The sequence below is a fragment of the Peribacillus sp. NJ11 genome (assembly GCF_030348405.1).
In the GTDB taxonomy this organism is placed as follows: domain Bacteria; phylum Bacillota; class Bacilli; order Bacillales; family DSM-1321; genus Peribacillus.
Map to the genome: position 1 here is coordinate 975795 of NZ_JAUCFO010000001.1, position 26014 is coordinate 1001808.

The window sequence follows — 26014 nt, forward strand, 5'->3', positions numbered from 1 at the left end:
CATTCTTGTGAAAATGTATTACCAAACGTATGCTAAAACTTCTCCGCCAACTTGTTTAGAGCGAGCTTCCTTGTCTGTTAAAACTCCGTGAGAAGTAGAAACAACTGCGATACCTAAACCGTTAAGAACGCGTGGTACCTCTCCAGTTTTTGCATATACACGCAAACCAGGTTTGCTGATACGTTTTAGACCAGTGATAACACGTTCGTTGTTTGCACCGTATTTTAAGAAGATACGGATGATACCTTGTTTGTTGTCTTCGATTAATTCAAAGTCACGTACGAAGCCTTCACGCTTTAAGATCTCAGCAATTTCTTTCTTGATCTTTGAAGCAGGAACTTCTAGTTTTTCGTGACGAACCATATTCGCATTACGGATGCGAGTAAGCATATCTGCAATAGGATCTGTCATGACCATTATATTTTACCTCCTTCCCAAACTCGGGTTTTACCAGCTAGCTTTTTTAACGCCAGGAATTTGTCCTTTATATGCAAGTTCGCGGAAACAAATACGACAAAGTTTAAATTTACGTAATACAGAATGTGGACGTCCGCAACGTTCGCAACGTGTATATTCTTGTACTTTAAACTTTTGTTCGCGTTTTTGCTTTACGATCATAGACTTTTTAGCCACGATTTCGCCTCCCTTTATTTAGAGATTACTTTTGGAACGGCATTCCAACTTGAGTAAGTAGTTCACGAGCTTCTTCGTCAGTGTTGGCAGTCGTTACGATAACGATATCCATACCACGAACTTTGCTCACTTTATCGTAATCAATCTCAGGGAAGATAAGTTGTTCTTTAACACCTAATGTATAGTTCCCACGTCCGTCAAAGGATTTCTTTGAAACGCCGCGGAAATCACGTACACGTGGTAAAGATACAGATACTAGCTTATCAAGGAATTGATACATACGCTCTCCACGTAATGTAACTTTCGCTCCGATAGGCATACCTTCACGCAAACGGAAGCCTGCGATTGATTTTTTAGCTTTTGTTATAACTGGTTTTTGACCAGTGATCAATGTAAGTTCTTCAACAGCTGTATCTAAAGCTTTTGAGTTAGATACTGCGTCACCCACACCCATGTTAATAACGATTTTCTCAATGTTTGGTACTTGCATTACTGATTGATAGTTGAATTTACCCATCAATGATGGTGTAATTTCACTTCTGAATTTTTCTTTAAGGCGGCTCATTGCTTAGTGTACCTCCCTTCATTTATGACTTATTTATCTAAAGATTCACCTGATATTTTAGCTACGCGTACTTTTTTACCATTTTCAATCTTATATCCAACACGAGTCGGTTTACCTGATTTAGGATCAAGTGGCATTACATTGGATACGTGAATAGCAGCTTCTCTGCTGATAATTCCACCTTGTGGATTAATTTGAGATGGCTTGGAATGCTTTTTCACGATGTTAATTCCTTCAACAAGCACACGATTTTGTTTCGGATATGCTTCAAGAATTGTTCCTTGTTTGCCTTTGTCCTTACCAGAGATGACTACGACTTTGTCACCTTTTTTAACATGCATTAGCTTGGCACCTCCTTGAAAGGCTTTATACAATTTTTACATATTATAGAACTTCTGGAGCTAGAGAAACGATCTTCATGAAACTATTGTCACGTAATTCACGAGCAACAGGTCCAAAAATACGAGTTCCACGTGGGCTCTTATCGTCACGGATAATTACACATGCGTTTTCATCAAAACGAATGTAAGAACCGTCAGGACGACGCATACCACGTTTTGTACGGACAACAACAGCCTTAACGACTTCACCTTTTTTAACAACGCCTCCTGGTGTTGCCTGTTTAACTGTACAAACGATGACATCACCGATGTTTGCAGTTTTACGGCCAGAACCACCTAGGACTTTAATTGTTAGCACTTCACGAGCACCTGAATTGTCAGCGACTTTTAAACGAGATTCTTGTTGAATCATGTACGGTACCTCCCTTCGGAATTAGCTTAATCCGAACTATATTAAATGATTACTGCTTTTTCTACTACTTCTACAAGACGGAAGCGCTTTGTAGCTGAAAGTGGACGAGTTTCCATGATACGTACTACGTCGCCTGCTTTAGCTTCGTTTAGCTCGTCATGAGCTTTTAACTTTTTAGAGTATTTCACGCGTTTACCGTATAAAGAATGCTTTTTATAGGTTTCTACAACAACTGTTACTGTTTTATCCATTTTATCGGATACTACGCGGCCAGTGTAGATTTTGCGTTGGTTGCGTTCGCTCATTCTGCAAACCTCCATTCATTATCGATTAGTGACACCGATCTCTCTTTGACGAACAACTGTTTTCATACGAGCAATCGATTTGCGAACTTCACGGATGCGAGCTGTATTTTCAAGTTGTCCAGTAGCTAACTGGAAACGAAGATTAAATAGTTCTTCTTTAAGAGATTTTAGTTTTTGTTCAATTTCAGCAGTGGTTAGATCTTTGATTTCATTAGCTTTCATTTGTTTCACCACCAATTTCCTCTCTTTTTACAAACTTGCATTTGATTGGAAGTTTGTGTGCTGCAAGGCGCAATGCTTCTCTTGCCACCTCTTCAGATACACCAGAGATTTCAAACAATACTTTGCCCGGTTTAACAACTGCTACCCAACCTTCAGGAGCACCTTTACCGGAACCCATCCGTACTTCAAGCGGCTTAGCTGTGTAAGGTTTGCTTGGGAAAATTTTGATCCAAACTTTTCCTCCACGTTTCATATAACGAGTCATCGCAATACGAGCTGCTTCGATTTGGCGGTTAGTGATCCAGGAAGCTTCTTGAGCTTGAAGTCCAAATTCTCCAAAATGAACTTCAGTGCCGCCCTTAGCCATCCCTCTCATCTTACCGCGGTGTTCACGACGGTATTTTACGCGTTTTGGCAATAACATATTATTTTCCTCCTTCCTCAGATTTCTTCTTAGTAGGAAGAACTTCTCCACGGTAGATCCAAACTTTCACGCCTAGCTTACCGTAAGTAGTATCTGCTTCAGCATGAGCATAATCTATGTCAGCACGAAGTGTGTGAAGTGGAACTGTTCCTTCGCTGTAATGTTCAGCACGAGCAATATCAGCACCGCCAAGACGACCAGAAACCTGAGTTTTGATTCCTTGTGCGCCAGAACGCATAGTACGTTGGATAGCTTGTTTTTGAGCACGACGGAATGAAACACGGTTTTCTAATTGACGAGCGATGTTTTCAGCAACCAATTTTGCGTCAAGATCTGCTCTTTTAATTTCAATGATATTGATATGAACTCTTTTGCCAGTTAACTGGTTCAAAGCTTTACGAAGTGCTTCAACTTCAGTACCGCCCTTACCGATAACCATTCCTGGTTTAGCAGTGTGAACAGATACATTGATACGGTTAGCTGCACGTTCGATTTCAACTTTTGATACAGAAGCATCACTTAAACGTTTCGCGATATACTCACGAACTTTAAGGTCTTCATGCAAAAGAACTGCGTAGTCTTTATCAGCGTACCATTTGGATTCCCAATCACGGATGATCCCGATACGCAAACCGACTGGATTTACCTTTTGACCCACAGATTACCCCTCCTTCTTTTCTGATACAACGATTGTAATATGACTAGTACGTTTGTTAATTGCACTCGCACGACCTTGAGCGCGAGGACGGAAACGTTTTAATGTTGGTCCTTCGTTAACGTATGCCTCTGAAACGACTAGGTTATTGATATCCATTTCGTAGTTATGTTCTGCATTTGCGATAGCAGATTTCAGAATTTTTTCTACGACTGGAGAAGCAGATTTTGGTGTTAAGCGAAGAATCGCTACTGCTTCACCTACTTGTTTTCCTCGAATTAAATCTGCGACTAAACGCACTTTACGAGGAGCAATACGAACTGTTCTAGCGACAGCTTTTGCTTGCATGAGATGCCCTCCTCTCATTAACGTCTTGTTTTCTTGTCATCACTTGCGTGACCTTTATAAGTGCGTGTAGGCGCGAATTCGCCTAGTTTGTGACCTACCATATCTTCTGTTACATAAACCGGCACATGCTTACGACCGTCATAAACAGCGATTGTATGTCCGATGAATTGCGGGAAGATTGTTGAGCGACGAGACCAAGTTTTTACTACCTGTTTCTTGTCAGCTTCATTTAATTTTTCAACTTTTACCAATAAATGATCATCAACAAAAGGCCCTTTTTTTAAGCTACGACCCATGCGAGTACCTCCCTTCGTGACTGTTCTACGGTTCTATATATGAACCGTAGGTCAATCCCGTTATTTTTTACGACGACGTACGATAAATTTATCGGATTTATTTTTCTTCTTACGAGTTTTGAATCCAAGAGTTGGTTTACCCCATGGAGACATTGGTGATTTACGTCCGATTGGAGCTTTACCTTCACCACCACCATGCGGGTGATCGTTCGGGTTCATTACTGATCCACGAACTGTTGGGCGTTTACCTAACCAACGGTTACGGCCAGCTTTACCAATGTTGATAAGTTCATGTTGTTCATTACCAACTTGCCCGATTGTAGCACGGCAAGTAGCAAGAATCATACGAACCTCACCTGAGTTTAAACGTACAAGTACATAACGACCTTCTTTACCAAGTACTTGAGCAGATGTTCCTGCTGAACGGACTAATTGTCCACCTTTTCCTGGTTTAAGTTCGATGTTATGAATTACTGTACCAACTGGGATGTTAATAAGAGGAAGTGCGTTACCCACTTTAATGTCAGCTTCTGGACCTGACATGATTTCCAAACCTACTTCTAGGTTTTTCGGAGCTAGGATATAACGTTTTTCTCCATCAACGTAATTAATTAATGCAATGTTTGCAGAACGATTTGGATCGTACTCAATAGTAGCAACGCGTCCTGGTATACCATCTTTATTCCGTTTGAAATCGATGATACGGTATTGACGCTTGTGGCCGCCACCTTGATGACGAACTGTTAACTTACCTTGGTTATTACGGCCGCCTTTGCTGTGTAAAGGAGCAAGTAATGATTTTTCCGGTTTGTCTGTAGTAATCTCAGCAAAATCGGAAGTTGTCATATTACGTCGACCGTTAGAGGTAGGTTTATACTTCTTAATCGCCATTTGTATTTCCCTCCTTCTCTAATGAATTAAGCCTCGAAAAGCTCGATTTCTTTGCTGTCAGCAGTTAATTTAACAATTGCTTTACGGCGCTTGTTAGTATAGCCTGCATGTTTGCCCATACGTTTAAATTTACCTTTGTAGTTCATGATGTTAACTTTCTCAACTTTAACGCCGAAAATTTCTTGAACAGCATCTTTAACTTGAGTTTTGTTAGCTCTAACATCAACTTCAAAAGTATATTTTTTTTCAGCCATTATGTCTGAAGAGCGTTCAGTGATTACGGGGCGCTTAATGATATCGCGTGCATCCATTATGCAAGCACCTCCTCTACTTTTTCGACAGCTGATTTAGTCAAGATCAATTTGTTGTGTGATACAACATCAAGAACATTAAGACCAACAGCTTCAACTACAGTAACACCAGGGATGTTACGTGCAGAAAGAGCAACTTTCTCATCTAATCCGTCAGTAACAATCAACGTTTTAGTATCAATAGAAAGGTTATTAAGTACTGCTACAAATTCTTTTGTTTTTGGAGCTTCGAAAGACAAGCTTTCAAGTACCAAAATGTTCTCTTCCAATGCCTTTGCAGACAATGCAGATTTAATAGCTAAACGACGTACCTTTTTAGGTAGCTTGTAAGCGTAAGATCTTGGAGTTGGTCCAAAAACAACGCCACCGCCACGCCATTGTGGAGAACGGATAGAACCTTGACGCGCACGTCCAGTTCCTTTTTGTTTCCAAGGTTTACGTCCACCGCCTGCAACTTCAGAACGGTTTTTAACTTTATGAGTTCCTTGACGTAAGGAAGCTCGTTGCATAATGATTGCTTCAAATAATACATGATTATTAGGTTCGATACCAAAGATGGATTCATTTAGTTCGATGTCGCCAACTTGTGAACCTGTTTGGTTGAACAATGTAACTTTTGGCATTCTATTGCTCCTCCTTTCTCAGAAATTACTTTGCTTTAACAGCAGTTTTAACTTTGATCAATGCTTTTCTAGCACCAGGTACATTACCTTTGATCAATAGTAGGTTACGTTCAACATCAACTTTAACGATAGCCAAGTTTTGAACAGTAATTTGTTCTCCACCCATACGTCCAGGTAATAATTTACCTTTGAATACGCGGTTTGGAGCTACAGGACCCATTGAACCTGGGCGACGGTGGTAACGAGAACCATGAGTCATCGGTCCGCGAGATTGTCCGTGACGTTTGATAGCGCCTTGGAAACCTTTACCTTTTGAAATTCCTGAAACATCTACTAAATCGCCTTCTGCGAAAATACTAACATTGACTTCTTGACCGATCTCATATTCAGTAAGATCCGTTCCGCGGAATTCGCGAATGAAGCGCTTAGGAGTAGTATTTGCTTTTTCAACATGTCCCTTTTCAGGTTTGTTAGAAAGCTTTTCACGTTTGTTTTCAAAACCAACTTGAACTGCTTCATAGCCATCAGTTTCAACAGTTTTCTTTTGAAGAACCACGTTATTAGCAGCTTCGATAACTGTTACCGGGATAAGTTCGCCGTTTTCAGCAAAAACTTGAGTCATACCGATTTTTCTTCCTAAGATTCCTTTGGTCATAAGTCACACCTCCTAGAGTAATTGTTCATATTTATATGAATTATAATTTGATTTCAATGTCAACGCCTGATGGTAAATCTAAACGCATCAATGAATCAACTGTTTGTGGAGTTGGATTAACGATGTCGATTAGACGTTTATGCGTACGCATTTCGAATTGTTCACGAGAGTCTTTGTATTTATGAACCGCACGTAGGATCGTGTAAACCGATCTTTCAGTAGGCAATGGAATCGGACCAGATACAGCCGCACCAGAACGTTTTGCAGTTTCAACAATTTTCTCAGCAGATTGATCAAGAATTCTGTGATCATATGCTTTTAAACGGATACGAATTTTTTGTTTTGCCATAATTTTCCCTCCTTTTCGCCTATTTTAAAATAGACCTTCTCAACGGAAATTTCCCACACACTCGCCATGGCAAAGCGGCCGGGTGTGTCAGCAACCTTCCATATCATCGCAGTCAAAGACCAACATTGTCTATTATACATAAAGCACAAGTAGAATGCAAGTTAAACTTAGATTTTTCTTGTGCAACACACTTTTATTATTATACATACTATCTCAAGTATTTACAAGTACATTCTACACGGTCTTTCATATCCATTTTCTTCATTTGATAAATCAACAACATTCTCTTTGGAATACTTCCATTTTTCAATGGATATTATAGAAGTAAACATGAAAAGTCCTCTAAAATAGAAAAAAAGCAGATGGCGTCCCATCTGCTTTTCCCGGAAGGCGTCCCTTCCAATATTCATTTAAGAATTAATTACTCAGTGATTGTAGCAACGACGCCAGCGCCTACAGTACGTCCACCCTCACGGATAGAGAATTTAGTACCTTCTTCGATAGCGATTGGAGCGATAAGTTCTACAGTCATTTCGATGTTGTCTCCAGGCATAACCATTTCTACGCCTTCTGGAAGGTTACAAATACCAGTTACGTCAGTTGTACGGAAGTAGAACTGAGGACGGTAGTTTGTAAAGAATGGAGTGTGACGTCCACCTTCTTCTTTAGATAGAACATAAACTTCAGCTTTGAACTTTGTGTGTGGAGTGATTGTACCTGGTTTAGCAAGTACTTGTCCACGTTGGATATCTTCACGGGATACACCACGAAGAAGTGCACCGATGTTGTCACCAGCTTCAGCATAGTCAAGAAGTTTACGGAACATTTCAACACCTGTTACAGTTGTTGGTTTAGACTCTTCGTTGAAACCGATGATATCAACAACGTCACCGACTTTAACTTGTCCACGCTCAACACGGCCAGTAGCAACTGTACCACGACCAGTGATAGAGAATACATCCTCAACTGGCATCATGAATGGTTTGTCAGTGTCACGAGTTGGTTCTGGGATATACTCGTCAACAGCTGTCATTAATTCATGAATTTTTTCTTCCCAAGCAGCTTCTCCTTGAAGAGCTTTTAGTGCAGATCCTTTGATAACTGGAATGTCATCGCCAGGGAATTCGTATTCAGAAAGAAGGTCACGAATTTCCATTTCTACTAATTCAAGAAGTTCTTCGTCATCAACCATGTCGCATTTGTTCATGAATACTACTAGGAATGGTACACCTACTTGACGAGAAAGAAGGATGTGCTCACGAGTTTGTGGCATTGGGCCATCAGCAGCAGATACTACTAGGATTCCGCCGTCCATTTGTGCAGCACCAGTGATCATGTTTTTAACATAGTCAGCATGTCCTGGGCAGTCAACGTGTGCATAGTGACGAGTAGCTGTTTCGTACTCAACGTGTGCAGTAGAGATTGTGATACCACGTTCTCTTTCTTCTGGAGCACCATCGATTTGGTCATAAGCGCGAGCTTCTGCTCCACCAGTTTTAGCAAGTACAGTTGTGATTGCAGCTGTTAGAGTTGTTTTACCATGGTCGACGTGACCAATTGTTCCAACGTTAACGTGCGGTTTTGAACGATCAAATTTAGCTTTTCCCATTAGGAATTCCTCCTTAAAATTATAAATAAAAGATTAAGTATATAGGGCTGTGAAAGAAGACTAATTCTTCCATCACAGCTTACATAAGATAGTTATACTTTAATAAGAGGTGAAAATCAATTATTCACCTTTATTTTTTTTGATGATCTCTTCAGAAATGCTCTTAGGTACTTCTTCATAATGGTCGAAGTGCATAGAGAATGTTCCGCGTCCTTGTGTGTTAGAACGTAGAGATGTAGCATATCCGAACATTTCAGATAGTGGAACCATCGCTTTAACCATTTGCGTGTTACCGCGAGCTTCCATACCTTCTACGCGACCACGACGAGATGTGATATCTCCCATGATGTCACCTAGATAATCTTCAGGAATAACTACTTCCACTTTCATGATTGGTTCAAGGATAACCGGTTTACACTTAGAAGCAGCATTTTTAAGTGCCATTGAAGCAGCAATTTTAAATGCCATTTCGTTGGAGTCAACGTCATGGTATGAACCGTCAAATAATTTTGCTTTGATGTCGACTAGCGGGTAACCAGCAAGTACACCACGGTCAAGTGAATCAACTAATCCAGCTTGTACAGCAGGGATATATTCACGTGGTACTACACCACCGACGATAGCATTTTCAAATTCGAATCCTTTACCTTCTTCGTTTGGACCAAATTCAATCCATACGTGTCCAAATTGTCCACGACCACCTGATTGGCGAACGAATTTACCTTCAACCTTAGCTGAACCACGGAAAGTTTCACGGTATGCTACTTGAGGAGCACCAACGTTTGCTTCCACTTTGAATTCGCGACGCATACGGTCAACAAGGATGTCCAAGTGAAGTTCACCCATACCAGCGATGATCGTTTGACCAGTTTCTTGGTCAGTATGCGCACGGAATGTTGGATCTTCATCTTGTAGCTTTTGTAAAGCTTGAGACATTTTGTCTTGGTCTGCTTTTGATTTCGGTTCTACTGAAAGTGAAATAACCGGCTCTGGGAATACCATTGATTCAAGAATTACTTGGTTCTTGTCATCACATAGTGTATCTCCAGTTGTAGTATCTTTCAATCCAACAGCTGCTGCGATATCCCCTGCGTATACAGTTGAGATTTCTTCACGGCTGTTTGCATGCATTTGAAGGATACGTCCAATACGTTCACGTTTACCTTTAGTTGAGTTGATTACATATGATCCTGATTCTAATGTACCTGAGTACACACGGAAGAATGTAAGTTTACCAACGTAAGGGTCAGTCATAACTTTAAACGCTAAAGCTGAGAACGGTTCAGAATCATCTGAATGACGTTCTACTTCTTCTTCTGAATCCGGCAGAGTACCTTTAATAGCTGGTACGTCCAATGGAGATGGAAGGAAGTCGATAACGTTATCAAGCATTAATTGAACACCTTTGTTTTTGAAAGCTGATCCACAGATAACTGGGAAGAATTCAACGTTAACGGTTGCTGTACGAATAGCAGCTTTTAATTCAGCAACGCTGATTTCTTCGCCGCCAAGGTATTTTTCCATTAAGTCTTCATTAACTTCCGCTACTGCTTCAACAAGCTTTTCACGGTATTCTTCAGCTAATTCGCGATGTTCTTCAGGAATTTCACCAACAGAGATATCAGTTCCTAGGTCATTACCATAGAAATGAGCTTTCATTTCAATAAGGTCAATGATTGCAGAGAATTGATCTTCAGCGCCGATTGGTAACTGAACTGGGTGTGCATTAGCTTGAAGACGGTCGATGATAGTTCCAACTGAGTAGAGGAAGTCTGCACCGATTTTGTCCATTTTATTTACGAATACGACACGTGGTACACCGTAAGTTGTAGCTTGGCGCCAAACTGTTTCAGTTTGAGGCTCAACACCTGATTGGGCATCAAGTACAGCTACAGCTCCATCAAGTACGCGCAAAGAACGTTCAACTTCAACTGTGAAGTCTACGTGTCCCGGTGTATCGATGATGTTTACACGGTGACCTTTCCACTGTGCTGTTGTTGCAGCGGATGTGATCGTGATTCCGCGTTCTTGTTCCTGTTCCATCCAGTCCATTTGTGAAGCACCTTCGTGTGTTTCACCGATTTTGTGGATTTTACCAGTGTAATATAGAACACGTTCTGTTGTTGTCGTTTTACCAGCATCGATGTGAGCCATGATACCGATATTACGAGTGTTTGCTAAGGAGAACTCTCTTGCCATTTGTCTTTCTCCTTCCTTCTATAAGGATTTTATAGTAATTAATCTTACCAGCGATAATGAGCGAATGCTTTGTTAGCTTCAGCCATTTTGTGTGTATCTTCACGCTTCTTAACTGCTGCTCCAGTATTGTTGGCAGCATCCATGATTTCATAAGCTAAACGCTCTTCCATCGTTTTTTCTCCACGAAGGCGAGAGTAGTTTACTAACCAACGAAGTCCTAGAGTCGATTTACGGTCTGGACGCACCTCAACTGGTACTTGGTAGTTAGCTCCACCCACACGGCGTGCTTTTACTTCTAATACAGGCATGATGTTTTTAAGTGCTTGATCAAAAACTTCGATCGGCTCATTGCCAGTACGTTCTTTGATTAAATCAAATGCAGAGTAAAGAATTTTTTGTGATTTACCTCTTTGTCCATCAACCATTAATTTGTTGATTAAGCGAGTCACAAGTTTTGAATTATAAATTGGATCTGGTAATACGTCTCTTTTCGTTACAGGTCCTTTACGAGGCATTATATTTCCTCCTTTCAAGAAAGTTTAATTTTTGTTTGAGATTATTTTTTTGCTACTTTCGGACGCTTAGTACCGTATTTAGAACGGCCTTGCATACGATTGTTAACTCCAGCAGTATCAAGAGCACCACGTACGATGTGATAACGTACTCCTGGTAAATCTTTTACACGACCGCCACGGATAAGAACCACGCTGTGTTCTTGTAGGTTGTGACCGATACCTGGGATATAAGCTGTTACCTCGATACCGTTTGTTAAACGTACACGCGCATATTTACGTAACGCGGAGTTTGGTTTTTTCGGTGTCATAGTACCCACACGAGTGCAAACACCACGTTTTTGCGGAGATGATACGTTAGTTTGTGCTTTTTTAAAGCTGTTGTAGCCTTTGTTAAGTGCTGGAGATTTTGATTTAACCTCTTTAGACTCGCGTCCTTTACGCACTAATTGATTAATAGTAGGCATTACATTTTTCCTCCCTTCACGTTTTCATTTCTAGTACCACACATCCAGGTGGTTCATAAATGGGTAAAAACAAAGTCTTTGCAAATATTATTGCAAAAACATTTTTACTTTTTAATGGCAACAGTTGCTGCTCCGACATCAATACCACATGCTTTGCCAAGCATTCTCATCGAATCAACATATGTGATAGGAACATCCAATTCTTTAGCGGTCTCAACGACACGCCCAGTCAAGTATATATCTGCATCATCAGCGATGATAACTTCTTGAATTAAATTGTTTTTAAGAGCTCTAACTGCTTGTTTCGTCCCTATAATCACTGACTTTGCCTGTATTACTTTTTCATAAGACATGGTCCATATCCTCCAAAGTTACAGGGTAACATAGGAGCACCTTTGCTATAGTATCATTATAAGTCGGATACTGTCAACTTCTTTCATAAAAAATATTTCAAGCAAAAGGTTTTCCTTACATAATTCTATTAAGATTATCAATTTGCCTAGAGGTAATATATCCATTCCTCGTACTTCTTTTCAGGCGACCTTGAGTAATAAGAGAGACCAGCACAATAAATTCTGACCCTTCAGCTCCACTCGAATACAGGAGTGTGGTTTTCAGTTTTAATTGAGCTGGTCCTTTTTCCTTTAATCCACTGTTACTGTATCGGCACTTTCGTCACCAACAACGACAGGGTTTGCTTTTCTGTATCTAAGCATTCCTGTTCCTGCAGGGACAAGTTTACCGATGATGACATTTTCTTTAAGTCCAAGCAATTCATCACGTTTTCCTTTTATTGCTGCATCAGTCAAGACTCTAGTCGTTTCTTGGAATGACGCGGCGGACAAGAAGGAATCCGTTTCTAGGGATGCTTTCGTGATACCCAGTAATACAGGGCGTCCTGTAGCAGGTAACTTGTTAGTCAACAATGCATCTGTGTTTGCAGTAGTGAATTGGTTAACATCCAATAATGTTCCTGGAAGTACTTCAGTTTCACCTGCGTCAAGCACACGGACTTTACGCATCATTTGTCTAACCATTACCTCGATGTGTTTATCACCGATTTCAACCCCTTGCATCCGGTATACTTTTTGAACTTCATGAAGCAGGTATTCCTGAACAGTAAGTACATCTGTAACCTTCAGCAATTCTTTCGGATCGATAGAACCCTCTGTTAATTCTTCACCACGACGGACAGGCGTATCAACAGTTACTCTTAAGCGCGCTGTGTACGGCGCAGTATATGTGCGTGATTCAACTGCTCCTTGAACAACGATTTCCTGTTGTTTATCCCGAATTTCATTAATCGAAACAATCGTTCCTTCGATTTCGGAAATGACGGCTTGACCTTTAGGGTTTCTCGCTTCAAATATCTCTTGGATACGAGGAAGACCTTGAGTGATATCGTCCCCAGCAACCCCACCAGTATGGAATGTACGCATCGTTAACTGTGTACCAGGTTCTCCGATTGATTGAGCGGCGATAATACCGACTGCTTCGCCCACTTCAACTTCTTGACCGGTAGCCAAGTTGCGTCCATAACATTTTTTACATACACCATGGCTGGTGTTACATGTAAAGGCAGAACGGATCCAAGCTGTTTCAATTCCAAGTGAATCAATATAATCAGCAAGATCTTCAGTGATAAGATCATTTTCAGCCACGATCACTTCATTTGTTTCTGGATGTTTAATCGCTTTTCTTGCATAACGGCCTACTAGGCGCTCTTCAAGATGCTCAATTATTTCAGTGCCCTCTCTCAAGGCTGAAATTTTCAAACCGCGGTCCGTTCCACAATCGTCATCACGGATGATGACATCTTGGGCAACGTCAACAAGTCGACGGGTAAGGTAACCGGAATCGGCTGTTTTAAGTGCTGTATCGGCAAGACCTTTACGCGCACCATGTGTAGAGATGAAGTACTCTAACACTGTTAAACCTTCACGGAAACTTGATTTGATCGGTAATTCAATGATACGTCCAGCCGGGTTGGCCATCAAACCACGCATACCCGCAAGCTGCGTAAAGTTGGAAGCATTACCACGGGCACCGGAGTCACTCATCATGAAGATCGGGTTGCGTCGGTCCAGTGAGTCCATAAGTTTGGACTGAATGGTATCCTTGGCAGCACTCCAAATTGAGATAACGCGATCATAACGCTCATCCTCTGTAATCAGACCACGTCTGAACTGTTTCAAGACGTTATCCACTTTGGTTTGAGCCTCAGTGATGATTTCTTGTTTTTCTTTTAAAACGACAATATCAGCCACACCAACGGTAATACCAGCTTTTGTCGAATATTTGAAACCAAGATCTTTCATCCGGTCAAGCATTTTGGATGTTTCGGTAATTTTAAAACGTTTAAAGACTTCCGCAATGATATTTCCAAGAATTTTTTTCTTGAATGGATCGATAGCAGGTTGGGCCTTAATCATTTCAGGGATATTAGCGCCTTTTTCCACAAAATATTTCTCTGGAGTTTTCGTTTCCAAATTATATCGTGTTGGTTCGTTAATATACGGGAATGATTTTGGTAAAATTTCATTGAAGATCAATTTACCAACGGTCGTAATTAGAAGTTGGCTGTTTTGCGCTTCAGTGAAAGTTTCATTATTTAGTGACGATGCATGTACGGCACAACGGGAATGCAGGTGTACATATCCGTTTTGGTATGCAAGTAATGCTTCACTTGTATCTTTAAAGATCATACCCTCACCGATAGCGCCTTCTCTTTCCAATGTTAAGTAATAGTTACCTAATACCATATCTTGAGAAGGTGTTACGACAGGTTTACCATCTTTAGGGTTCAAAATGTTCTGTGCTGCAAGCATAAGCATGCGTGCTTCGGCTTGGGCTTCAGAAGATAGAGGAACGTGGACCGCCATTTGGTCACCGTCAAAGTCAGCGTTGTAAGCTGTACATACGAGCGGATGCAAACGAATTGCGCGACCTTCAACCAACGTTGGTTCAAACGCTTGGATACCAAGTCTGTGAAGAGTCGGTGCACGGTTCAATAGTACTGGATGTTCTCTAATGACTTCTTCTAGTACATCCCATATTTCAGGAGATAAACGTTCAATTTTGCGCTTGGCAGATTTGATGTTATGCGCTAGACCTCTTTGAACAAGCTCCTTCATAACGAATGGTTTGAATAATTCAATCGCCATTTCTTTCGGAAGACCACATTGGTACATCTTTAAGTTTGGTCCAACTACGATAACGGAACGGCCAGAATAATCAACACGTTTACCAAGAAGGTTTTGACGGAAACGACCTTGTTTACCTTTTAACATGTGAGATAAAGATTTCAACGGACGGTTACCAGGTCCAGTTACCGGACGGCCGCGACGGCCATTATCGATAAGAGCATCGACAGCTTCTTGTAGCATACGCTTCTCATTTTGAACGATAATGCTTGGTGCCCCAAGGTCCAGTAATCTTTTCAACCGATTATTACGGTTGATAACACGGCGATATAAATCATTTAGATCAGATGTGGCAAAACGTCCACCATCAAGTTGAACCATCGGGCGAAGTTCCGGTGGAATGACCGGAAGCACGTCCAGGATCATCCATGAAGGCTCATTTCCGGAGTTACGGAATGCTTCAAGCACTTCCAAGCGTTTGATTGCACGGGTCCTGCGTTGTCCTTGAGCTGTTTTAAGCTCCTCTTTCAACGACTCTACTTCCTTTTCCGTATCAATATCTTGTAAAAGTTTTTTAATAGCTTCCGCACCCATGGCAGCTTGGAACTTCTTACCGTATTTCTCACGGTATGTACGATATTCCTTTTCAGAAAGAAGTTGTTTCTTTTCTAAAGTTGTATCGCCCGTTTCAGTTACTACGTAAGATGCGAAGTAAATAACTTCTTCCAATGCACGTGGAGACATGTCAAGAACAAGTCCCATACGGCTAGGGATTCCTTTAAAATACCATATGTGTGAAACTGGAGCTGCCAGCTCAATATGACCCATACGCTCACGACGTACCTTAGCACGAGTGACTTCGACGCCACAACGGTCACAGACTACGCCTTTATAACGAACACGTTTATATTTTCCGCAATGACATTCCCAGTCCTTTTGAGGTCCAAAAATTCTCTCACAGAATAAACCGTCTTTTTCTGGCTTTAACGTACGATAGTTGATTGTTTCTGGTTTTTTAACTTCTCCATGGGACCAAGAACGAATCTTGTCTGGTGAAGCAAGACCAATTTTCATATACTCAAAATTATTAACGTCTAACAAGGGGCCTACCTCCCTTTTAATCTCCAGGTTTAACCCTCGATTGCCGTCAAGTATCAGGCAATCTTACACCGGATGATGGTTGATTGAATCAATAAGGCTCTAACAAGGCAGCATGATCTTCAAAGAAACATCTTGCTGCCAGTCAGAGCGGGTGATATATAACTAGATGTTTATATTTATTCTTTGACAGGTGCCCCTACTTCGGAAGCAACCATATCTTTAGTTTCTGAATCAAGGCTTAATTTGTCTGCTTGGTTGGCTTCTTCTTCATCTTCCAAATCACGCATTTCGATTTCACGATCTTCGGCATTAAGAATTTTAACATCCAATCCTAAACTTTGAAGCTCCTTAATCAATACTTTGAAGGACTCAGGAACGCCTGGTTCAGGGACATTTTCACCTTTGACAATCGCTTCGTACGTTTTAACACGACCTACGACATCATCTGATTTAACGGTTAGGATTTCTTGTAATGTATAAGCAGCACCATAAGCTTCAAGTGCCCATACTTCCATCTCACCGAAACGCTGTCCACCAAATTGCGCTTTACCACCAAGTGGTTGCTGCGTAACAAGGGAGTAAGGTCCAGTTGAACGTGCGTGAAGTTTATCATCGACCATATGTGCCAGTTTGATCATATACATGACACCAACGGATACACGGTTATCGAAAGCTTCACCTGAACGGCCATCATAAAGGACAGTTTTTGCATCACGAGACATCCCGGCTTCTTCAATCGTACCCCAAACGTCTTCCTCAGTAGCACCATCGAATACAGGAGATGCTACATGAATGCCAAGTGCGCGTGCAGCCATACCTAAGTGAAGCTCCAACACTTGACCGATGTTCATACGTGAAGGTACACCCAATGGGTTTAACATGATGTCGACTGGAGTGCCATCTGGTAAATAAGGCATATCTTCTTCAGGAAGGATCCTGGAGATTACCCCTTTGTTACCATGTCGTCCAGCCATTTTATCGCCTTCATGGATTTTACGTTTTTGTACGATATATACACGTGCGAGCTGGTTTACACCAGGAGGTAGTTCATCGCCGTCTTCTCTGTTAAATACTTTAACATCAAGAACGATTCCACCGCCGCCGTGAGGTACACGAAGTGATGTATCCCTTACTTCACGAGCTTTTTCACCGAAGATTGCATGTAATAGACGTTCTTCAGCAGTCAGTTCCGTTACACCTTTAGGCGTGACTTTACCCACTAGAAGGTCTCCGTCTTTTACTTCAGCACCAACACGGATTATTCCGCGCTCATCAAGATTACGAAGCGCATCTTCCCCTACATTAGGGATATCACGGGTGATTTCTTCAGGTCCTAATTTCGTATCGCGTGATTCAGACTCATATTCTTCAATATGAATAGAAGTGTACACATCATCTTTAACCAATCGCTCACTCATGATGATGGCATCTTCATAGTTATACCCATCCCATGTCATGAAGGCAACCAATACGTTACGTCCAAGTGCTAACTCACCTTTTTCCATTGAAGGACCATCAGCAAGAATTTCACCTTTTACGACGTTGTCGCCAACACTGACGATAGGGCGTTGATTATAGCACGTTCCTTGGTTAGAACGAATGAATTTTAATAGACGGTATTTATCAAGGTTTCCTTTTACTTGCTGTCCGTCAACTTCACTTACCCTGCGAACCCATACTTCACGTGATTCAACGTGCTCTACGATACCAGGGTGTTTACAGATGACAGCAGCACCGGAGTCTTTCGCTGAAACATATTCCATACCCGTTCCAACTCGAGGGGCTTCCGGTTGTAGCAAAGGCACTGCTTGACGTTGCATGTTCGCTCCCATAAGGGCACGGTTGGAGTCATCATTCTCCAAGAAAGGAATACATGCTGTCGCAGCAGATACAACCTGTTTAGGAGATACATCCATGTAATCTACGCGGTCACGCGGAACAACGGTATTTTCACCGCGGAAACGTGCAACAACATCATTATCAAGGAATGAGCCGTCATCTGATAGACGTACATTCGCTTGGGCAACTACATAGTTATCTTCCTCATCAGCTGTTAAGTAATCGATTTGGCTTGTAATTCTACCAGTTTCAGGATTCACACGGCGATATGGTGTTTCAATGAAACCATATGGGTTTACCTTTGCAAAACTGGACAATGAGTTAATCAAACCAATATTCGGGCCCTCAGGCGTTTCAATCGGACACATACGGCCATAGTGGGAATAATGAACGTCACGTACTTCAAAGCCAGCACGCTCACGTGTCAGACCACCAGGTCCCAATGCAGATAGACGACGTTTATGCGTCAATTCAGCAAGCGGATTCGTTTGATCCATGAATTGGGAAAGCTGTGAGCTTCCAAAGAACTCTTTAATAGACGCAATGACTGGGCGAATGTTAATTAGTTGCTGCGGAGTGATTGTATTCGTATCTTGAATAGACATTCTTTCACGAACGACACGCTCCATACGGGATAAACCAATTCTAAATTGGTTTTGCAGCAATTCACCAACGGAACGCAGACGACGGTTACCTAAATGGTCAATGTCATCCGTGATTCCCACACCATGCAATAAGTTAAAGAAATAACTAATGGAAGAAATGATATCAGCCGGTGTAATGTTTTTGACCTGGTCGGTCACATAGGCATTCCCGATGATATTGATCACTTTTTCGCCTTCAGCATCGTTTGGTGCAAAGACTTTAATAGGTTGAAGAAGAGTTTCTTCCTCTACTACGCCACCTGATGGATGGAAAGTTTTGAATCCGATTCCAGCTTCGATATGAGGCAGAATCCTATCAAGAGTCCGACGATCAAGCATTGTACCTTTTTCAACGATGATTTCCCCTGTTTCAGGATCAATCAAAGTCTCTGCAATACGTTGTCCGAATAAACGGTTCTTAATATGCAGTTTTTTGTTTATTTTATAACGACCTACGTTAGCTAAATCATAACGTTTCGGATCGAAAAAGCGAGATACTAAAAGACTTTTCGCGTTATCGACAGTAGGTGGTTCACCTGGGCGTAGACGCTCATAGATTTCTAGCAATGCTTTTTCTACACTCTCGGTGTTATCCTTTTCAAGAGTGTTGCGAAGGTATTCGTTGTCACCAATCAAATCAATGATTTCTTGATCAGTTCCGAATCCAAGGGCACGCATCAATACCGTTATCGGTAATTTCCTGGTGCGATCGATTCGAACATACACAACATCCTTGGCATCTGTTTCATATTCGAGCCATGCGCCACGGTTAGGAATGACGGTCGCAGAGAACCCGAGCTTACCGTTTTTATCCATTTTACCGTTGTAGTAAACACTCGGTGAGCGCACTAATTGGGATACAATTACCCGTTCAGCACCATTGATGACAAATGTACCTGTTTCAGTCATCAGCGGGAAGTCGCCCATAAATACATCCTGGTCTTTCACTTCCCCTGTTTCTTTGTTAACAAGGCGTACTTTCACACGAAGTGGTGCAGAATACGTAACATCGCGTTCTTTTGTTTCTTCCACAGAATACTTCGGCTCAGCTAAGCTGTAATCGATGAATTCTAACGATAAATTACCTGTAAAATCCTCAATAGGAGAAATATCCTGGAACATTTCCTTTAAACCTACATCTAGAAACCATTGATAAGAAGCTGTTTGAATTTCAATCAGATTCGGAAGATCCAAAACCTCACTGATTCTTGCATAACTTCTACGTTGGCGGTGTCGTCCATACTGAACAAGTTGACCTGTCAACTGATTCACCCCTTAAATCAAGCGTTATAAGGATCCATTTGCCCCGGAAAAGGAATCATTTCCATAGACAAAAAGAAAATGGTTTTTATTTTAAAAACCACTATTTCTCATAAAACGAACTATTATTTATATATTTTTCCCATATTATCCATTGGTTATACACCAATGGTATAAAAATTGCATAGTTACGGAATTATATATATGCATTTTATAATACTAACATAGCGAAAATTTAGAGTCAAACCTTTTTGGATAATAGTATATAGTAACCTTTTTTCTTAACGGGCACTTCAATATTGCCAAATAATTGCTCCATTTTATCCATTGCGGATGGAGCCCCTTGTTTTTTTTGAATGACAACCCATAATTCTCCACCAGCTACCAAACTGCGATAGCTTTCTTCTAAAATTTCGTGGACTACACTTTTGCCTGCGCGAATGGGAGGGTTCGTAAGAATTGCCGCGAATTGATTGGAGCCAACTTTGTCAAAACGATCACTTTCGTAAATCTTCACATTTACGATCCCATTAGTAGCTGCATTCTCTTTTGACAACTCAACTGCCCGGCTATTTATATCAATCATTTCTATCGCTCTATCGGGATAAGCTGCCGCAATCGATATTCCGATTGGTCCATAACCGCAACCAACATCAAGAATATCTCCTTCCACAGCTTCATTAAGGTTAAAACTCTCAACCAAAAGACGCGATCCGAAATCAACTTCCTTTTTCGAAAAAACACCATTATCACTTTTGAAGCGAAAGGTACGTCCCTTTAATGTAAAATCCCAAAACTTCGGATTGCTTACGACATCCGGTTTATGTGAGTAGTAATGCTCTGTCAGAGTCATCTCCCCCTATCAGAAAGGAATATTGAAGATTTAATGAGAGAAGAGATTTGAAGAATGGATGCTTGCATGCCGGAATGTTTGAATAACGAAACCTCTTAATTAATCAAACCATTAACGGCGTATTTCCGTCATTTCATTAAAATGAAGAAAAAAGCCCGCCAGTGATAGCGAGCTTTTTGTTTATGCAAGATTACTTAACTTCAACGCCAGCTCCAACTTCTTCAAGTTTAGCTTTAACTTCTTCAGCTTCTTCTTTAGTAGCGCCTTCTTTGATTGCTTTTGGAGTGTTGTCAACAAGTTCTTTTGCTTCTTTAAGTCCAAGACCTGTAACTTCACGTACAGCTTTGATAACTTTGATTTTTTGATCTCCAGCAGATGTAAGGATAACATCAAACTCAGTTTGTTCTTCAGCAGCAGCGCCACCAGCAGCAGCTACAGCTACAGGTGCAGCAGCAGTTACGCCAAATTCTTCTTCGATTGCTTTTACAAGGTCGTTTAATTCTAAAACAGTCATATTTTTAACTGCTTCAATGATTTGATCTTTAGTCATTATTATTTCCTCCTCGAAATGGTTGGTTTTTTTTTGAATCAGCAGGCTGAATAAGCGGTTAGCTTACGCGCCTTGTTCTTCTTTTTGCTCTGCAACAGCTTTTGTAGCAAGAGCAAGTCCGCGCATAGGTGCTTGTAGCACGCTGAGTAGCATTGAAAGTAGGCCTTCGCGTGAAGGTAGTTCTGCAAGAGCTTTAATTTCTTCAGCAGTTGCAACATTTCCTTCGATAACTCCAGCTTTGATTTCTAACGCTTCATGTTTTTTCGCAAAATCGTTAAGGATTTTTGCTGGCGCAATAACATCTTCAGTTGAGAATGCAATTGCGTTTGGTCCTGTTAGAGATTCGTTTAAAGTGCTAAGTTCAGCACTTTCAGCAGCACGGCGAGTTAAAGAGTTTTTGTAAACTTTAAACTCAACGCCAGCTTCACGAAGTTGCTTACGAAGTTCTGTTAATTCAGCAACAGTCAATCCACGGTAGTCAACAACTACTGTTGATTGGCTTGCAGTTAATTTACCAGTAATCTCAGCAACGATTTTTTGCTTTTGTTCAATAATTGCGTTCATCCTTACACCTCCTGTAGATTTGCTTGAAAACATTTATACCGTTTCAAAGAAAAAGCCTTCATCTCTATTGCAGACATGAAGGCAGTAATTTCAAAAGTCATAGTCAAGGACTATTATTATCGAATTACCTCGGCAGGGAATTAAGCTCGTAACGAGCACCTACTGTCTACGGTACAAATGATATTCATTTATTCACAACAAAACTTATTATAACAACAATAGTTTTGGAATGTCAATTATTATTTATTGAAAGTAGAAGGATCAACTTTCACACCAGGGCCCATTGTAGTAGTTACAGAAACGTTTTTCATGTAAGTTCCTTTAGCAGCCGCAGGTTTAACTTTCATTAACGTATCATAGATAGTAGTGAAGTTTTCCACTAGTTTAGCATCTTCGAAAGATACTTTACCGATTGGAGCATGGATGTTACCAGCTTTATCTACGCGGTATTCAACTTTACCAGCTTTGATTTCATTAACAGCTTTTGTTACGTCGAATGTTACAGTGCCAGTTTTAGGGTTAGGCATTAATCCTTTAGGTCCTAATACACGGCCAAGTTTACCAACTTCACCCATCATGTCTGGAGTCGCAACGATTACGTCGAATTCGAACCATCCTTGTTGGATTTTGTTGATGAAGTCAGATTCGCCAACGTAGTCAGCACCAGCAGCTTCCGCTTCTTTTGCTTTTTCGCCTTTAGCGAATACTAATACGCGTTGAGTTTTACCAGTACCATTCGGTAGAACAACCGCTCCACGAATTTGTTGGTCAGCTTTCTTAGGGTCTACGCCTAAACGGAAAGCAACTTCAACAGTCGCATCGAATTTTGCGAAGTTAGCTTTTTTAGCAACTTCGATTGCTTCAGTTACAGCATAAGCCTTAGAAACTTCTACAAGCTTAGCTGCTTCAAGATACTTTTTACCTTTTTTCGCCATGATATAAATCCTCCTAAATTGTGGTTTTAACGGTATAACCTCCCACGAATAAAGGTTGCGAGTATCAATCGCAACCCCGTAGAAACAAATAGCAATTACATGGATTAGTCTTCGATGACAATACCCATGCTGCGAGCAGTACCTTCAACCATACGCATTGCAGCTTCAACGCTTGCAGCGTTTAGGTCAGGCATTTTAGTTTCAGCAATCTCGCGCACTTGATCACGCTTGACTGTAGCAACTTTTTTACGGTTAGGTTCACCAGAACCAGACTCGATACCAGCTACTTTCTTAAGCAATACTGCAGCCGGTGGAGTTTTTGTAATGAATGTAAATGAACGGTCTTCAAATACCGTGATTTCAACAGGAATAATTAGACCAGCTTGATCTGCTGTACGAGCGTTGAACTCCTTACAGAATCCCATGATGTTTACACCAGCTTGACCTAATGCAGGACCGACTGGCGGTGCCGGATTCGCTTTACCAGCAGGAATTTGCAATTTAACCATTTTAATTACTTTTTTAGCCACGAGACACACCTCCTTATAAGTCCGTGATGTGGTAATAGGGATATACCCTCCCACTCATCTTGAATTCTTTATATATTAATAAAGAATGCTTGTATCGTTGAGGCCTAAAAATTGAAACATACTGACCTTTGAAATTTTACCACTTTCTAAAGACAATTTCAAGTTTTTTTCCGTTTATAATTTTTCCACTTGATTAAAATCAAGTTCAACCGGTGTATCACGACCGAACATATTGACTAGAACCCTTACTTTACCTTTATCTTTATCAAGTTCTTCAATAGGTCCTGCAAAGGTTGCAAATGGTCCTTCTTTAACTTGAACCGTTTCACCGATTTCAAAATCAACTTCGAATTTACTTTCATCCACGCCCATTCGTTTAAGAACGACTTCAATTTCTTCCGGCAGCAACGCAGTCGGTTTTGACCCAGCTCCAGATGAACCTACGAAACCTGTTACGCCAGGCGTATTCCGGACAACATACCAAGAATCATCCGTCATGATAATCTCAACCAGTACATAACCTGGGAATACTTTCTTTTTGGTCACTTTCTTTTTGCCATCTTTAATTTCTGTTTCTTCTTCTTCTGGAACTACAACGCGAAAGATCTTGTCTTCCATCCCCATAGTCTCAACACGTTTTTCCAAGTTAGCCTTAACCTTATTCTCATAACCTGAATAGGTGTGAACTACATACCAATTCTTTTCCATGTGTTAGGACTTTAACGTCCTTCCCTCCCTGCAATCAATCATTTTCTTTATTAATCTTTATCTTTGAACGTTTTAGCCAAAATACCAAACCGTCGTCATCCCGACTTAACTAGAATAAATTATGATGATTCATATTACAGCAGTGCTCGATTTTGAACTTCTTCACTTCTTAAAAAAGACAAATTAAAAAACCCGTTTCCGGGCTTTTCTGCTGACACATATTATTCTATCACTATTATACCTTATTTTCGAATCTCTTATTCAATAACTAAGCGAATTAATTCGGAAATGCCCAAATCGACCACTGTAAAGAATAAAGCCATAAACAATACAGTCGTCACTACCACGATTGTATATTTGGTAAGCTCCTTGCGTTTAGGCCAGCTTACTTTTTGCATTTCGCGAGCGACTCCGCTGAAAAATTCGGTAAAACGTTTCATGAATGTATCCTCCAAGCATTAGAAGCTTCTGTCAATCTATTTATAAAACGGTTATTTCGTTTCTTTATGAATCGAGTGTGAATTGCACGTACTGCAAAATTTCTTGATTTCCAGGCGTTCTCCGCTTGTCGATTGTTTGCTCTCATAACTATAATTTCTTGAACCGCAATCAGTGCAGGCAAGAACTATTTTTTTTCGCATTAGATACACCTATCCTATCTACTATATCCATAAAACCTTATCACGGCTGTCTTTTATTGTCAATGTCAAAGCGGGTTTCGCCCATTATGGATACCGGAAATCAAACCATTGTTTTCTTAACATACCATTAAAAATTTCAGTGAATAATAAACTTCCATGTGGAGAAGGGACAGATGAAATTAAGCGGAAAAAGCGGAGGGATTATAAACTGATTTCCCTTACTTCCAGGTAGCGCTCGAGCTTTCTTTTCACCCGCTGAAGGGCGTTGTCGATTGACTTAACATGCCGGTTCAACTCTTCCGAAATTTCTTGGTAGGTTTGTCCATCCAGGTAAAGAGCTAACACTTTTCTCTCAAGATCACTCAGGAGCTCGGCCATCTTTAATTCGATATCGTCAAACTCTTCTTGGTTGATGATAAGTTCTTCCGGGTCCAAAACTTTCGTACCCGATATAATATCCATTAGAGTTCGGTCCGATTCCTCATCATAAATGGGCTTGTCCAGGGAAACATAGGAATTGAGCGGAATATGTTTTTGACGTGTTGCTGTTTTGATAGCTGTTATGATCTGCCTCGTAATGCACAGTTCTGCAAATGCTTTAAAGGAAGATAACTTATCCCCTTTAAAATCACGGACGGCTTTATATAAACCAATCATACCTTCTTGCACGATGTCTTCCTTATCTGCACCAATTAAGAAATAAGTCCTTGCTTTTGCTCTAACAAAATTACGATACTTTTGGATCAAATAATCCAGCGCTTCACTATCACCAGTGTGAACCAACCCTATCAATTCATCATCCTCAAACTGCAGATACTTTTCGTTCAGCTTCATTCCGAATTTGAGACCCACATTATATCCCCCTGACCTGACTCAGATAGAAATATTATACAGCAGGTAAAATTTACCCGTCAATGGTTCAAATTTTACCTCGGCGCCATTTTTCGAAAATTTCTGCCACTTCTTCACTTAAAGGAATTTTAACCGCGGGTTTTATTGTCGTTGTTTTTCTGACATCTTTCTTGATTTCCCCTTGAATTTCTTCCATTTCAATAAGCAGTTCACGAGCGGATTTCCTTAGAGCCCCTTGGCCAAAGATCACCCACTGTTCTGTAAAGTCAGAGGTTGCCACTTGGATTTGCGTTTTGACGTTATTCAGTTCAATGGCCATCTTTTCTATTCTTTCATCCGCAGTTTCATTTTCTTTTGTGAAAATTACATCAACTTTATGATTTTTGAATATACGGGCAATCCCCTGAACATATTGAGCGTCAAATACGACAATTACACGGTATCCGGTAAATGCTTGATATTCCGCCATCATTTCAATCAACCGGTCTCTTGCAGCAGCAAGATCCCGTTCTTTTAATTCTCTCAGTTCCGGCCAGGCTCCAATAATGTTATAACCGTCCACCAACAGAATGTTCAT

General features: G+C 40.8%; 33 protein-coding genes and 1 other annotated feature. All 33 genes read right to left on the minus strand.

From position 1 onward, the window contains the following. Nucleotides 1-18 precede the first annotated feature (18 nt). Nucleotides 19-417, minus strand: coding sequence for a 30S ribosomal protein S8 (gene rpsH / locus QUF86_RS04735; RefSeq protein WP_053349057.1), 399 nt, complete (start codon nt 415-417; stop codon nt 19-21). Nucleotides 418-447: 30 nt separating this feature from the next. Then, nucleotides 448-633, minus strand: coding sequence for a type Z 30S ribosomal protein S14 (locus tag QUF86_RS04740; protein WP_034304998.1), 186 nt, complete (start codon nt 631-633; stop codon nt 448-450). Nucleotides 634-658: 25 nt separating this feature from the next. Further along, nucleotides 659-1198, minus strand: a complete 540-nt coding sequence (gene rplE / locus QUF86_RS04745) for a 50S ribosomal protein L5 (RefSeq protein WP_034305000.1) — start codon at nt 1196-1198, stop codon at nt 659-661. A gap of 29 nt (nt 1199-1227) precedes the next feature. Then, a complete protein-coding gene (rplX, locus tag QUF86_RS04750; protein WP_061440387.1) occupies nt 1228-1539 on the minus strand; it encodes a 50S ribosomal protein L24 in 312 nt (103 codons plus the stop codon). Between the two features lie 43 nt (nt 1540-1582). Then, nucleotides 1583-1951 (minus strand): 50S ribosomal protein L14, encoded by a 369-nt coding sequence (gene rplN, locus QUF86_RS04755; RefSeq protein ID WP_061440386.1) that lies wholly within the window; start codon nt 1949-1951, stop codon nt 1583-1585. 41 nt (nt 1952-1992) lie between these two features. After that, entirely contained in the window at nt 1993-2256 is a 264-nt protein-coding gene (gene rpsQ / locus QUF86_RS04760; protein ID WP_034305007.1) for a 30S ribosomal protein S17, read from the minus strand. 18 nt (nt 2257-2274) lie between these two features. After that, nucleotides 2275-2478, minus strand: coding sequence for a 50S ribosomal protein L29 (gene rpmC / locus QUF86_RS04765; protein WP_034305010.1), 204 nt, complete (start codon nt 2476-2478; stop codon nt 2275-2277). Further along, nucleotides 2468-2902: a 50S ribosomal protein L16 gene (gene rplP, locus QUF86_RS04770; RefSeq protein WP_053349061.1), complete on the minus strand. Its 435-nt coding sequence runs from the start codon at nt 2900-2902 to the stop codon at nt 2468-2470. The genes rpmC and rplP overlap by 11 nt, the downstream gene beginning before the upstream one ends. Before the next feature lies 1 nt (nt 2903). Continuing rightward, nucleotides 2904-3560, minus strand: coding sequence for a 30S ribosomal protein S3 (rpsC, locus tag QUF86_RS04775; protein WP_289318647.1), 657 nt, complete (start codon nt 3558-3560; stop codon nt 2904-2906). 3 nt (nt 3561-3563) lie between these two features. After that, nucleotides 3564-3905 carry a 50S ribosomal protein L22 gene (rplV, locus tag QUF86_RS04780; RefSeq protein ID WP_061440384.1) on the minus strand — a complete coding sequence of 114 codons (342 nt, stop codon included), beginning with the start codon at nt 3903-3905 and terminating at the stop codon, nt 3564-3566. A gap of 17 nt (nt 3906-3922) precedes the next feature. Further along, nucleotides 3923-4201 carry a 30S ribosomal protein S19 gene (rpsS, locus tag QUF86_RS04785; protein WP_034305018.1) on the minus strand — a complete coding sequence of 93 codons (279 nt, stop codon included), beginning with the start codon at nt 4199-4201 and terminating at the stop codon, nt 3923-3925. Nucleotides 4202-4261: 60 nt separating this feature from the next. Continuing rightward, the gene (rplB, locus tag QUF86_RS04790) at nt 4262-5092 is read right to left on the minus strand and encodes a 50S ribosomal protein L2 (RefSeq protein WP_061440383.1); all 831 of its coding nucleotides are present in this window, start codon (nt 5090-5092) and stop codon (nt 4262-4264) included. 26 nt (nt 5093-5118) lie between these two features. Beyond that, entirely contained in the window at nt 5119-5403 is a 285-nt protein-coding gene (gene rplW, locus QUF86_RS04795) for a 50S ribosomal protein L23 (protein WP_034305023.1), read from the minus strand. Next, nucleotides 5403-6026: a 50S ribosomal protein L4 gene (gene rplD, locus QUF86_RS04800; protein WP_289318646.1), complete on the minus strand. Its 624-nt coding sequence runs from the start codon at nt 6024-6026 to the stop codon at nt 5403-5405. Before rplD ends, rplW begins: the two co-directional genes overlap by 1 nt. 25 nt (nt 6027-6051) lie before the next feature. Then, nucleotides 6052-6681, minus strand: coding sequence for a 50S ribosomal protein L3 (rplC, locus tag QUF86_RS04805; protein ID WP_061440382.1), 630 nt, complete (start codon nt 6679-6681; stop codon nt 6052-6054). 40 nt (nt 6682-6721) lie between these two features. Then, nucleotides 6722-7030: a 30S ribosomal protein S10 gene (rpsJ, locus tag QUF86_RS04810; protein WP_019244375.1), complete on the minus strand. Its 309-nt coding sequence runs from the start codon at nt 7028-7030 to the stop codon at nt 6722-6724. Nucleotides 7031-7451: 421 nt separating this feature from the next. Further along, nucleotides 7452-8639: an elongation factor Tu gene (gene tuf, locus QUF86_RS04815; protein WP_053349066.1), complete on the minus strand. Its 1188-nt coding sequence runs from the start codon at nt 8637-8639 to the stop codon at nt 7452-7454. A gap of 120 nt (nt 8640-8759) precedes the next feature. After that, nucleotides 8760-10838 carry an elongation factor G gene (gene fusA / locus QUF86_RS04820; protein WP_289318645.1) on the minus strand — a complete coding sequence of 693 codons (2079 nt, stop codon included), beginning with the start codon at nt 10836-10838 and terminating at the stop codon, nt 8760-8762. Between the two features lie 44 nt (nt 10839-10882). After that, a complete protein-coding gene (gene rpsG / locus QUF86_RS04825) occupies nt 10883-11353 on the minus strand; it encodes a 30S ribosomal protein S7 (protein ID WP_048677878.1) in 471 nt (156 codons plus the stop codon). A gap of 41 nt (nt 11354-11394) precedes the next feature. After that, on the minus strand, nt 11395-11817 hold the full coding sequence (rpsL, locus tag QUF86_RS04830) for a 30S ribosomal protein S12 (RefSeq protein ID WP_289333731.1): 423 nt from the start codon (nt 11815-11817) through the stop codon (nt 11395-11397). A gap of 104 nt (nt 11818-11921) precedes the next feature. Further along, nucleotides 11922-12170, minus strand: a complete 249-nt coding sequence (locus QUF86_RS04835; protein WP_034305040.1) for a 50S ribosomal protein L7ae-like protein — start codon at nt 12168-12170, stop codon at nt 11922-11924. A gap of 291 nt (nt 12171-12461) precedes the next feature. Next, entirely contained in the window at nt 12462-16061 is a 3600-nt protein-coding gene (gene rpoC, locus QUF86_RS04840; protein WP_289318644.1) for a DNA-directed RNA polymerase subunit beta', read from the minus strand. Nucleotides 16062-16237: 176 nt separating this feature from the next. Beyond that, complete coding sequence (rpoB, locus tag QUF86_RS04845; protein ID WP_289318643.1) at nt 16238-19807, minus strand: DNA-directed RNA polymerase subunit beta; 3570 nt, start codon at nt 19805-19807, stop codon at nt 16238-16240. A 238-nt stretch (nt 19808-20045) separates the two neighbouring features. Beyond that, nucleotides 20046-20651, minus strand: a complete 606-nt coding sequence (locus QUF86_RS04850; protein ID WP_289336188.1) for a class I SAM-dependent methyltransferase — start codon at nt 20649-20651, stop codon at nt 20046-20048. A gap of 196 nt (nt 20652-20847) precedes the next feature. Then, nucleotides 20848-21207, minus strand: a complete 360-nt coding sequence (gene rplL / locus QUF86_RS04855; RefSeq protein WP_289318642.1) for a 50S ribosomal protein L7/L12 — start codon at nt 21205-21207, stop codon at nt 20848-20850. A gap of 63 nt (nt 21208-21270) precedes the next feature. Beyond that, nucleotides 21271-21771, minus strand: coding sequence for a 50S ribosomal protein L10 (gene rplJ, locus QUF86_RS04860; RefSeq protein ID WP_207439800.1), 501 nt, complete (start codon nt 21769-21771; stop codon nt 21271-21273). A 39-nt stretch (nt 21772-21810) separates the two neighbouring features. Next, nucleotides 21811-21961: a sequence feature (ribosomal protein L10 leader region), on the minus strand. Nucleotides 21962-22010: 49 nt separating this feature from the next. Beyond that, a complete protein-coding gene (gene rplA, locus QUF86_RS04865; RefSeq protein ID WP_061440375.1) occupies nt 22011-22706 on the minus strand; it encodes a 50S ribosomal protein L1 in 696 nt (231 codons plus the stop codon). 104 nt (nt 22707-22810) lie between these two features. Continuing rightward, on the minus strand, nt 22811-23236 hold the full coding sequence (rplK, locus tag QUF86_RS04870) for a 50S ribosomal protein L11 (protein ID WP_063235791.1): 426 nt from the start codon (nt 23234-23236) through the stop codon (nt 22811-22813). Nucleotides 23237-23410: 174 nt separating this feature from the next. Then, on the minus strand, nt 23411-23944 hold the full coding sequence (nusG, locus tag QUF86_RS04875; RefSeq protein WP_289323327.1) for a transcription termination/antitermination protein NusG: 534 nt from the start codon (nt 23942-23944) through the stop codon (nt 23411-23413). A 257-nt stretch (nt 23945-24201) separates the two neighbouring features. After that, the gene (secE, locus tag QUF86_RS04880; protein ID WP_214751063.1) at nt 24202-24384 is read right to left on the minus strand and encodes a preprotein translocase subunit SecE; all 183 of its coding nucleotides are present in this window, start codon (nt 24382-24384) and stop codon (nt 24202-24204) included. Between the two features lie 51 nt (nt 24385-24435). Next, on the minus strand, nt 24436-24585 hold the full coding sequence (rpmG, locus tag QUF86_RS04885; protein WP_081113075.1) for a 50S ribosomal protein L33: 150 nt from the start codon (nt 24583-24585) through the stop codon (nt 24436-24438). Between the two features lie 201 nt (nt 24586-24786). Next, entirely contained in the window at nt 24787-25419 is a 633-nt protein-coding gene (gene sigH, locus QUF86_RS04890) for an RNA polymerase sporulation sigma factor SigH (protein WP_094246690.1), read from the minus strand. Nucleotides 25420-25504: 85 nt separating this feature from the next. Continuing rightward, nucleotides 25505-26014 carry an NYN domain-containing protein gene (locus QUF86_RS04895; protein WP_289318640.1) on the minus strand — a complete coding sequence of 170 codons (510 nt, stop codon included), beginning with the start codon at nt 26012-26014 and terminating at the stop codon, nt 25505-25507.

What these genes read in the sequence shown, in the direction of transcription:
- rplA (WP_061440375.1), bottom strand. Translation starts at nt 22,706, where the DNA reads ATGGCGAAAAAAGGTAAAAAGTATCTTGAAGCAGCTAAGCTTGTAGAA.
- rpsL (WP_289333731.1), bottom strand. Translation starts at nt 11,817, where the DNA reads ATGCCTACTATTAATCAATTAGTGCGTAAAGGACGCGAGTCTAAAGAG.
- secE (WP_214751063.1), bottom strand. Translation starts at nt 24,384, where the DNA reads ATGAAACGTTTTACCGAATTTTTCAGCGGAGTCGCTCGCGAAATGCAA.
- rplN (WP_061440386.1), bottom strand. Translation starts at nt 1,951, where the DNA reads ATGATTCAACAAGAATCTCGTTTAAAAGTCGCTGACAATTCAGGTGCT.
- QUF86_RS04895 (WP_289318640.1), bottom strand. Translation starts at nt 26,014, where the DNA reads ATGAACATTCTGTTGGTGGACGGTTATAACATTATTGGAGCCTGGCCG.
- rplD (WP_289318646.1), bottom strand. Translation starts at nt 6,026, where the DNA reads ATGCCAAAAGTTACATTGTTCAACCAAACAGGTTCACAAGTTGGCGAC.
- fusA (WP_289318645.1), bottom strand. Translation starts at nt 10,838, where the DNA reads ATGGCAAGAGAGTTCTCCTTAGCAAACACTCGTAATATCGGTATCATG.
- rpsS (WP_034305018.1), bottom strand. Translation starts at nt 4,201, where the DNA reads ATGGGTCGTAGCTTAAAAAAAGGGCCTTTTGTTGATGATCATTTATTG.
- rpsG (WP_048677878.1), bottom strand. Translation starts at nt 11,353, where the DNA reads ATGCCTCGTAAAGGACCTGTAACGAAAAGAGACGTATTACCAGATCCA.
- rplV (WP_061440384.1), bottom strand. Translation starts at nt 3,905, where the DNA reads ATGCAAGCAAAAGCTGTCGCTAGAACAGTTCGTATTGCTCCTCGTAAA.
- QUF86_RS04835 (WP_034305040.1), bottom strand. Translation starts at nt 12,170, where the DNA reads ATGTCTTATGAAAAAGTAATACAGGCAAAGTCAGTGATTATAGGGACG.
- rplL (WP_289318642.1), bottom strand. Translation starts at nt 21,207, where the DNA reads ATGACTAAAGATCAAATCATTGAAGCAGTTAAAAATATGACTGTTTTA.
- rpmC (WP_034305010.1), bottom strand. Translation starts at nt 2,478, where the DNA reads ATGAAAGCTAATGAAATCAAAGATCTAACCACTGCTGAAATTGAACAA.
- sigH (WP_094246690.1), bottom strand. Translation starts at nt 25,419, where the DNA reads ATGAAGCTGAACGAAAAGTATCTGCAGTTTGAGGATGATGAATTGATA.
- rpsH (WP_053349057.1), bottom strand. Translation starts at nt 417, where the DNA reads ATGGTCATGACAGATCCTATTGCAGATATGCTTACTCGCATCCGTAAT.
- rplC (WP_061440382.1), bottom strand. Translation starts at nt 6,681, where the DNA reads ATGACCAAAGGAATCTTAGGAAGAAAAATCGGTATGACTCAAGTTTTT.
- rpsJ (WP_019244375.1), bottom strand. Translation starts at nt 7,030, where the DNA reads ATGGCAAAACAAAAAATTCGTATCCGTTTAAAAGCATATGATCACAGA.
- rplE (WP_034305000.1), bottom strand. Translation starts at nt 1,198, where the DNA reads ATGAGCCGCCTTAAAGAAAAATTCAGAAGTGAAATTACACCATCATTG.
- nusG (WP_289323327.1), bottom strand. Translation starts at nt 23,944, where the DNA reads ATGGAAAAGAATTGGTATGTAGTTCACACCTATTCAGGTTATGAGAAT.
- tuf (WP_053349066.1), bottom strand. Translation starts at nt 8,639, where the DNA reads ATGGGAAAAGCTAAATTTGATCGTTCAAAACCGCACGTTAACGTTGGA.
- rplX (WP_061440387.1), bottom strand. Translation starts at nt 1,539, where the DNA reads ATGCATGTTAAAAAAGGTGACAAAGTCGTAGTCATCTCTGGTAAGGAC.
- rplB (WP_061440383.1), bottom strand. Translation starts at nt 5,092, where the DNA reads ATGGCGATTAAGAAGTATAAACCTACCTCTAACGGTCGACGTAATATG.
- rplJ (WP_207439800.1), bottom strand. Translation starts at nt 21,771, where the DNA reads ATGAACGCAATTATTGAACAAAAGCAAAAAATCGTTGCTGAGATTACT.
- rpsQ (WP_034305007.1), bottom strand. Translation starts at nt 2,256, where the DNA reads ATGAGCGAACGCAACCAACGCAAAATCTACACTGGCCGCGTAGTATCC.
- rplW (WP_034305023.1), bottom strand. Translation starts at nt 5,403, where the DNA reads ATGGATGCACGCGATATCATTAAGCGCCCCGTAATCACTGAACGCTCT.
- rplP (WP_053349061.1), bottom strand. Translation starts at nt 2,902, where the DNA reads ATGTTATTGCCAAAACGCGTAAAATACCGTCGTGAACACCGCGGTAAG.
- rpmG (WP_081113075.1), bottom strand. Translation starts at nt 24,585, where the DNA reads ATGCGAAAAAAAATAGTTCTTGCCTGCACTGATTGCGGTTCAAGAAAT.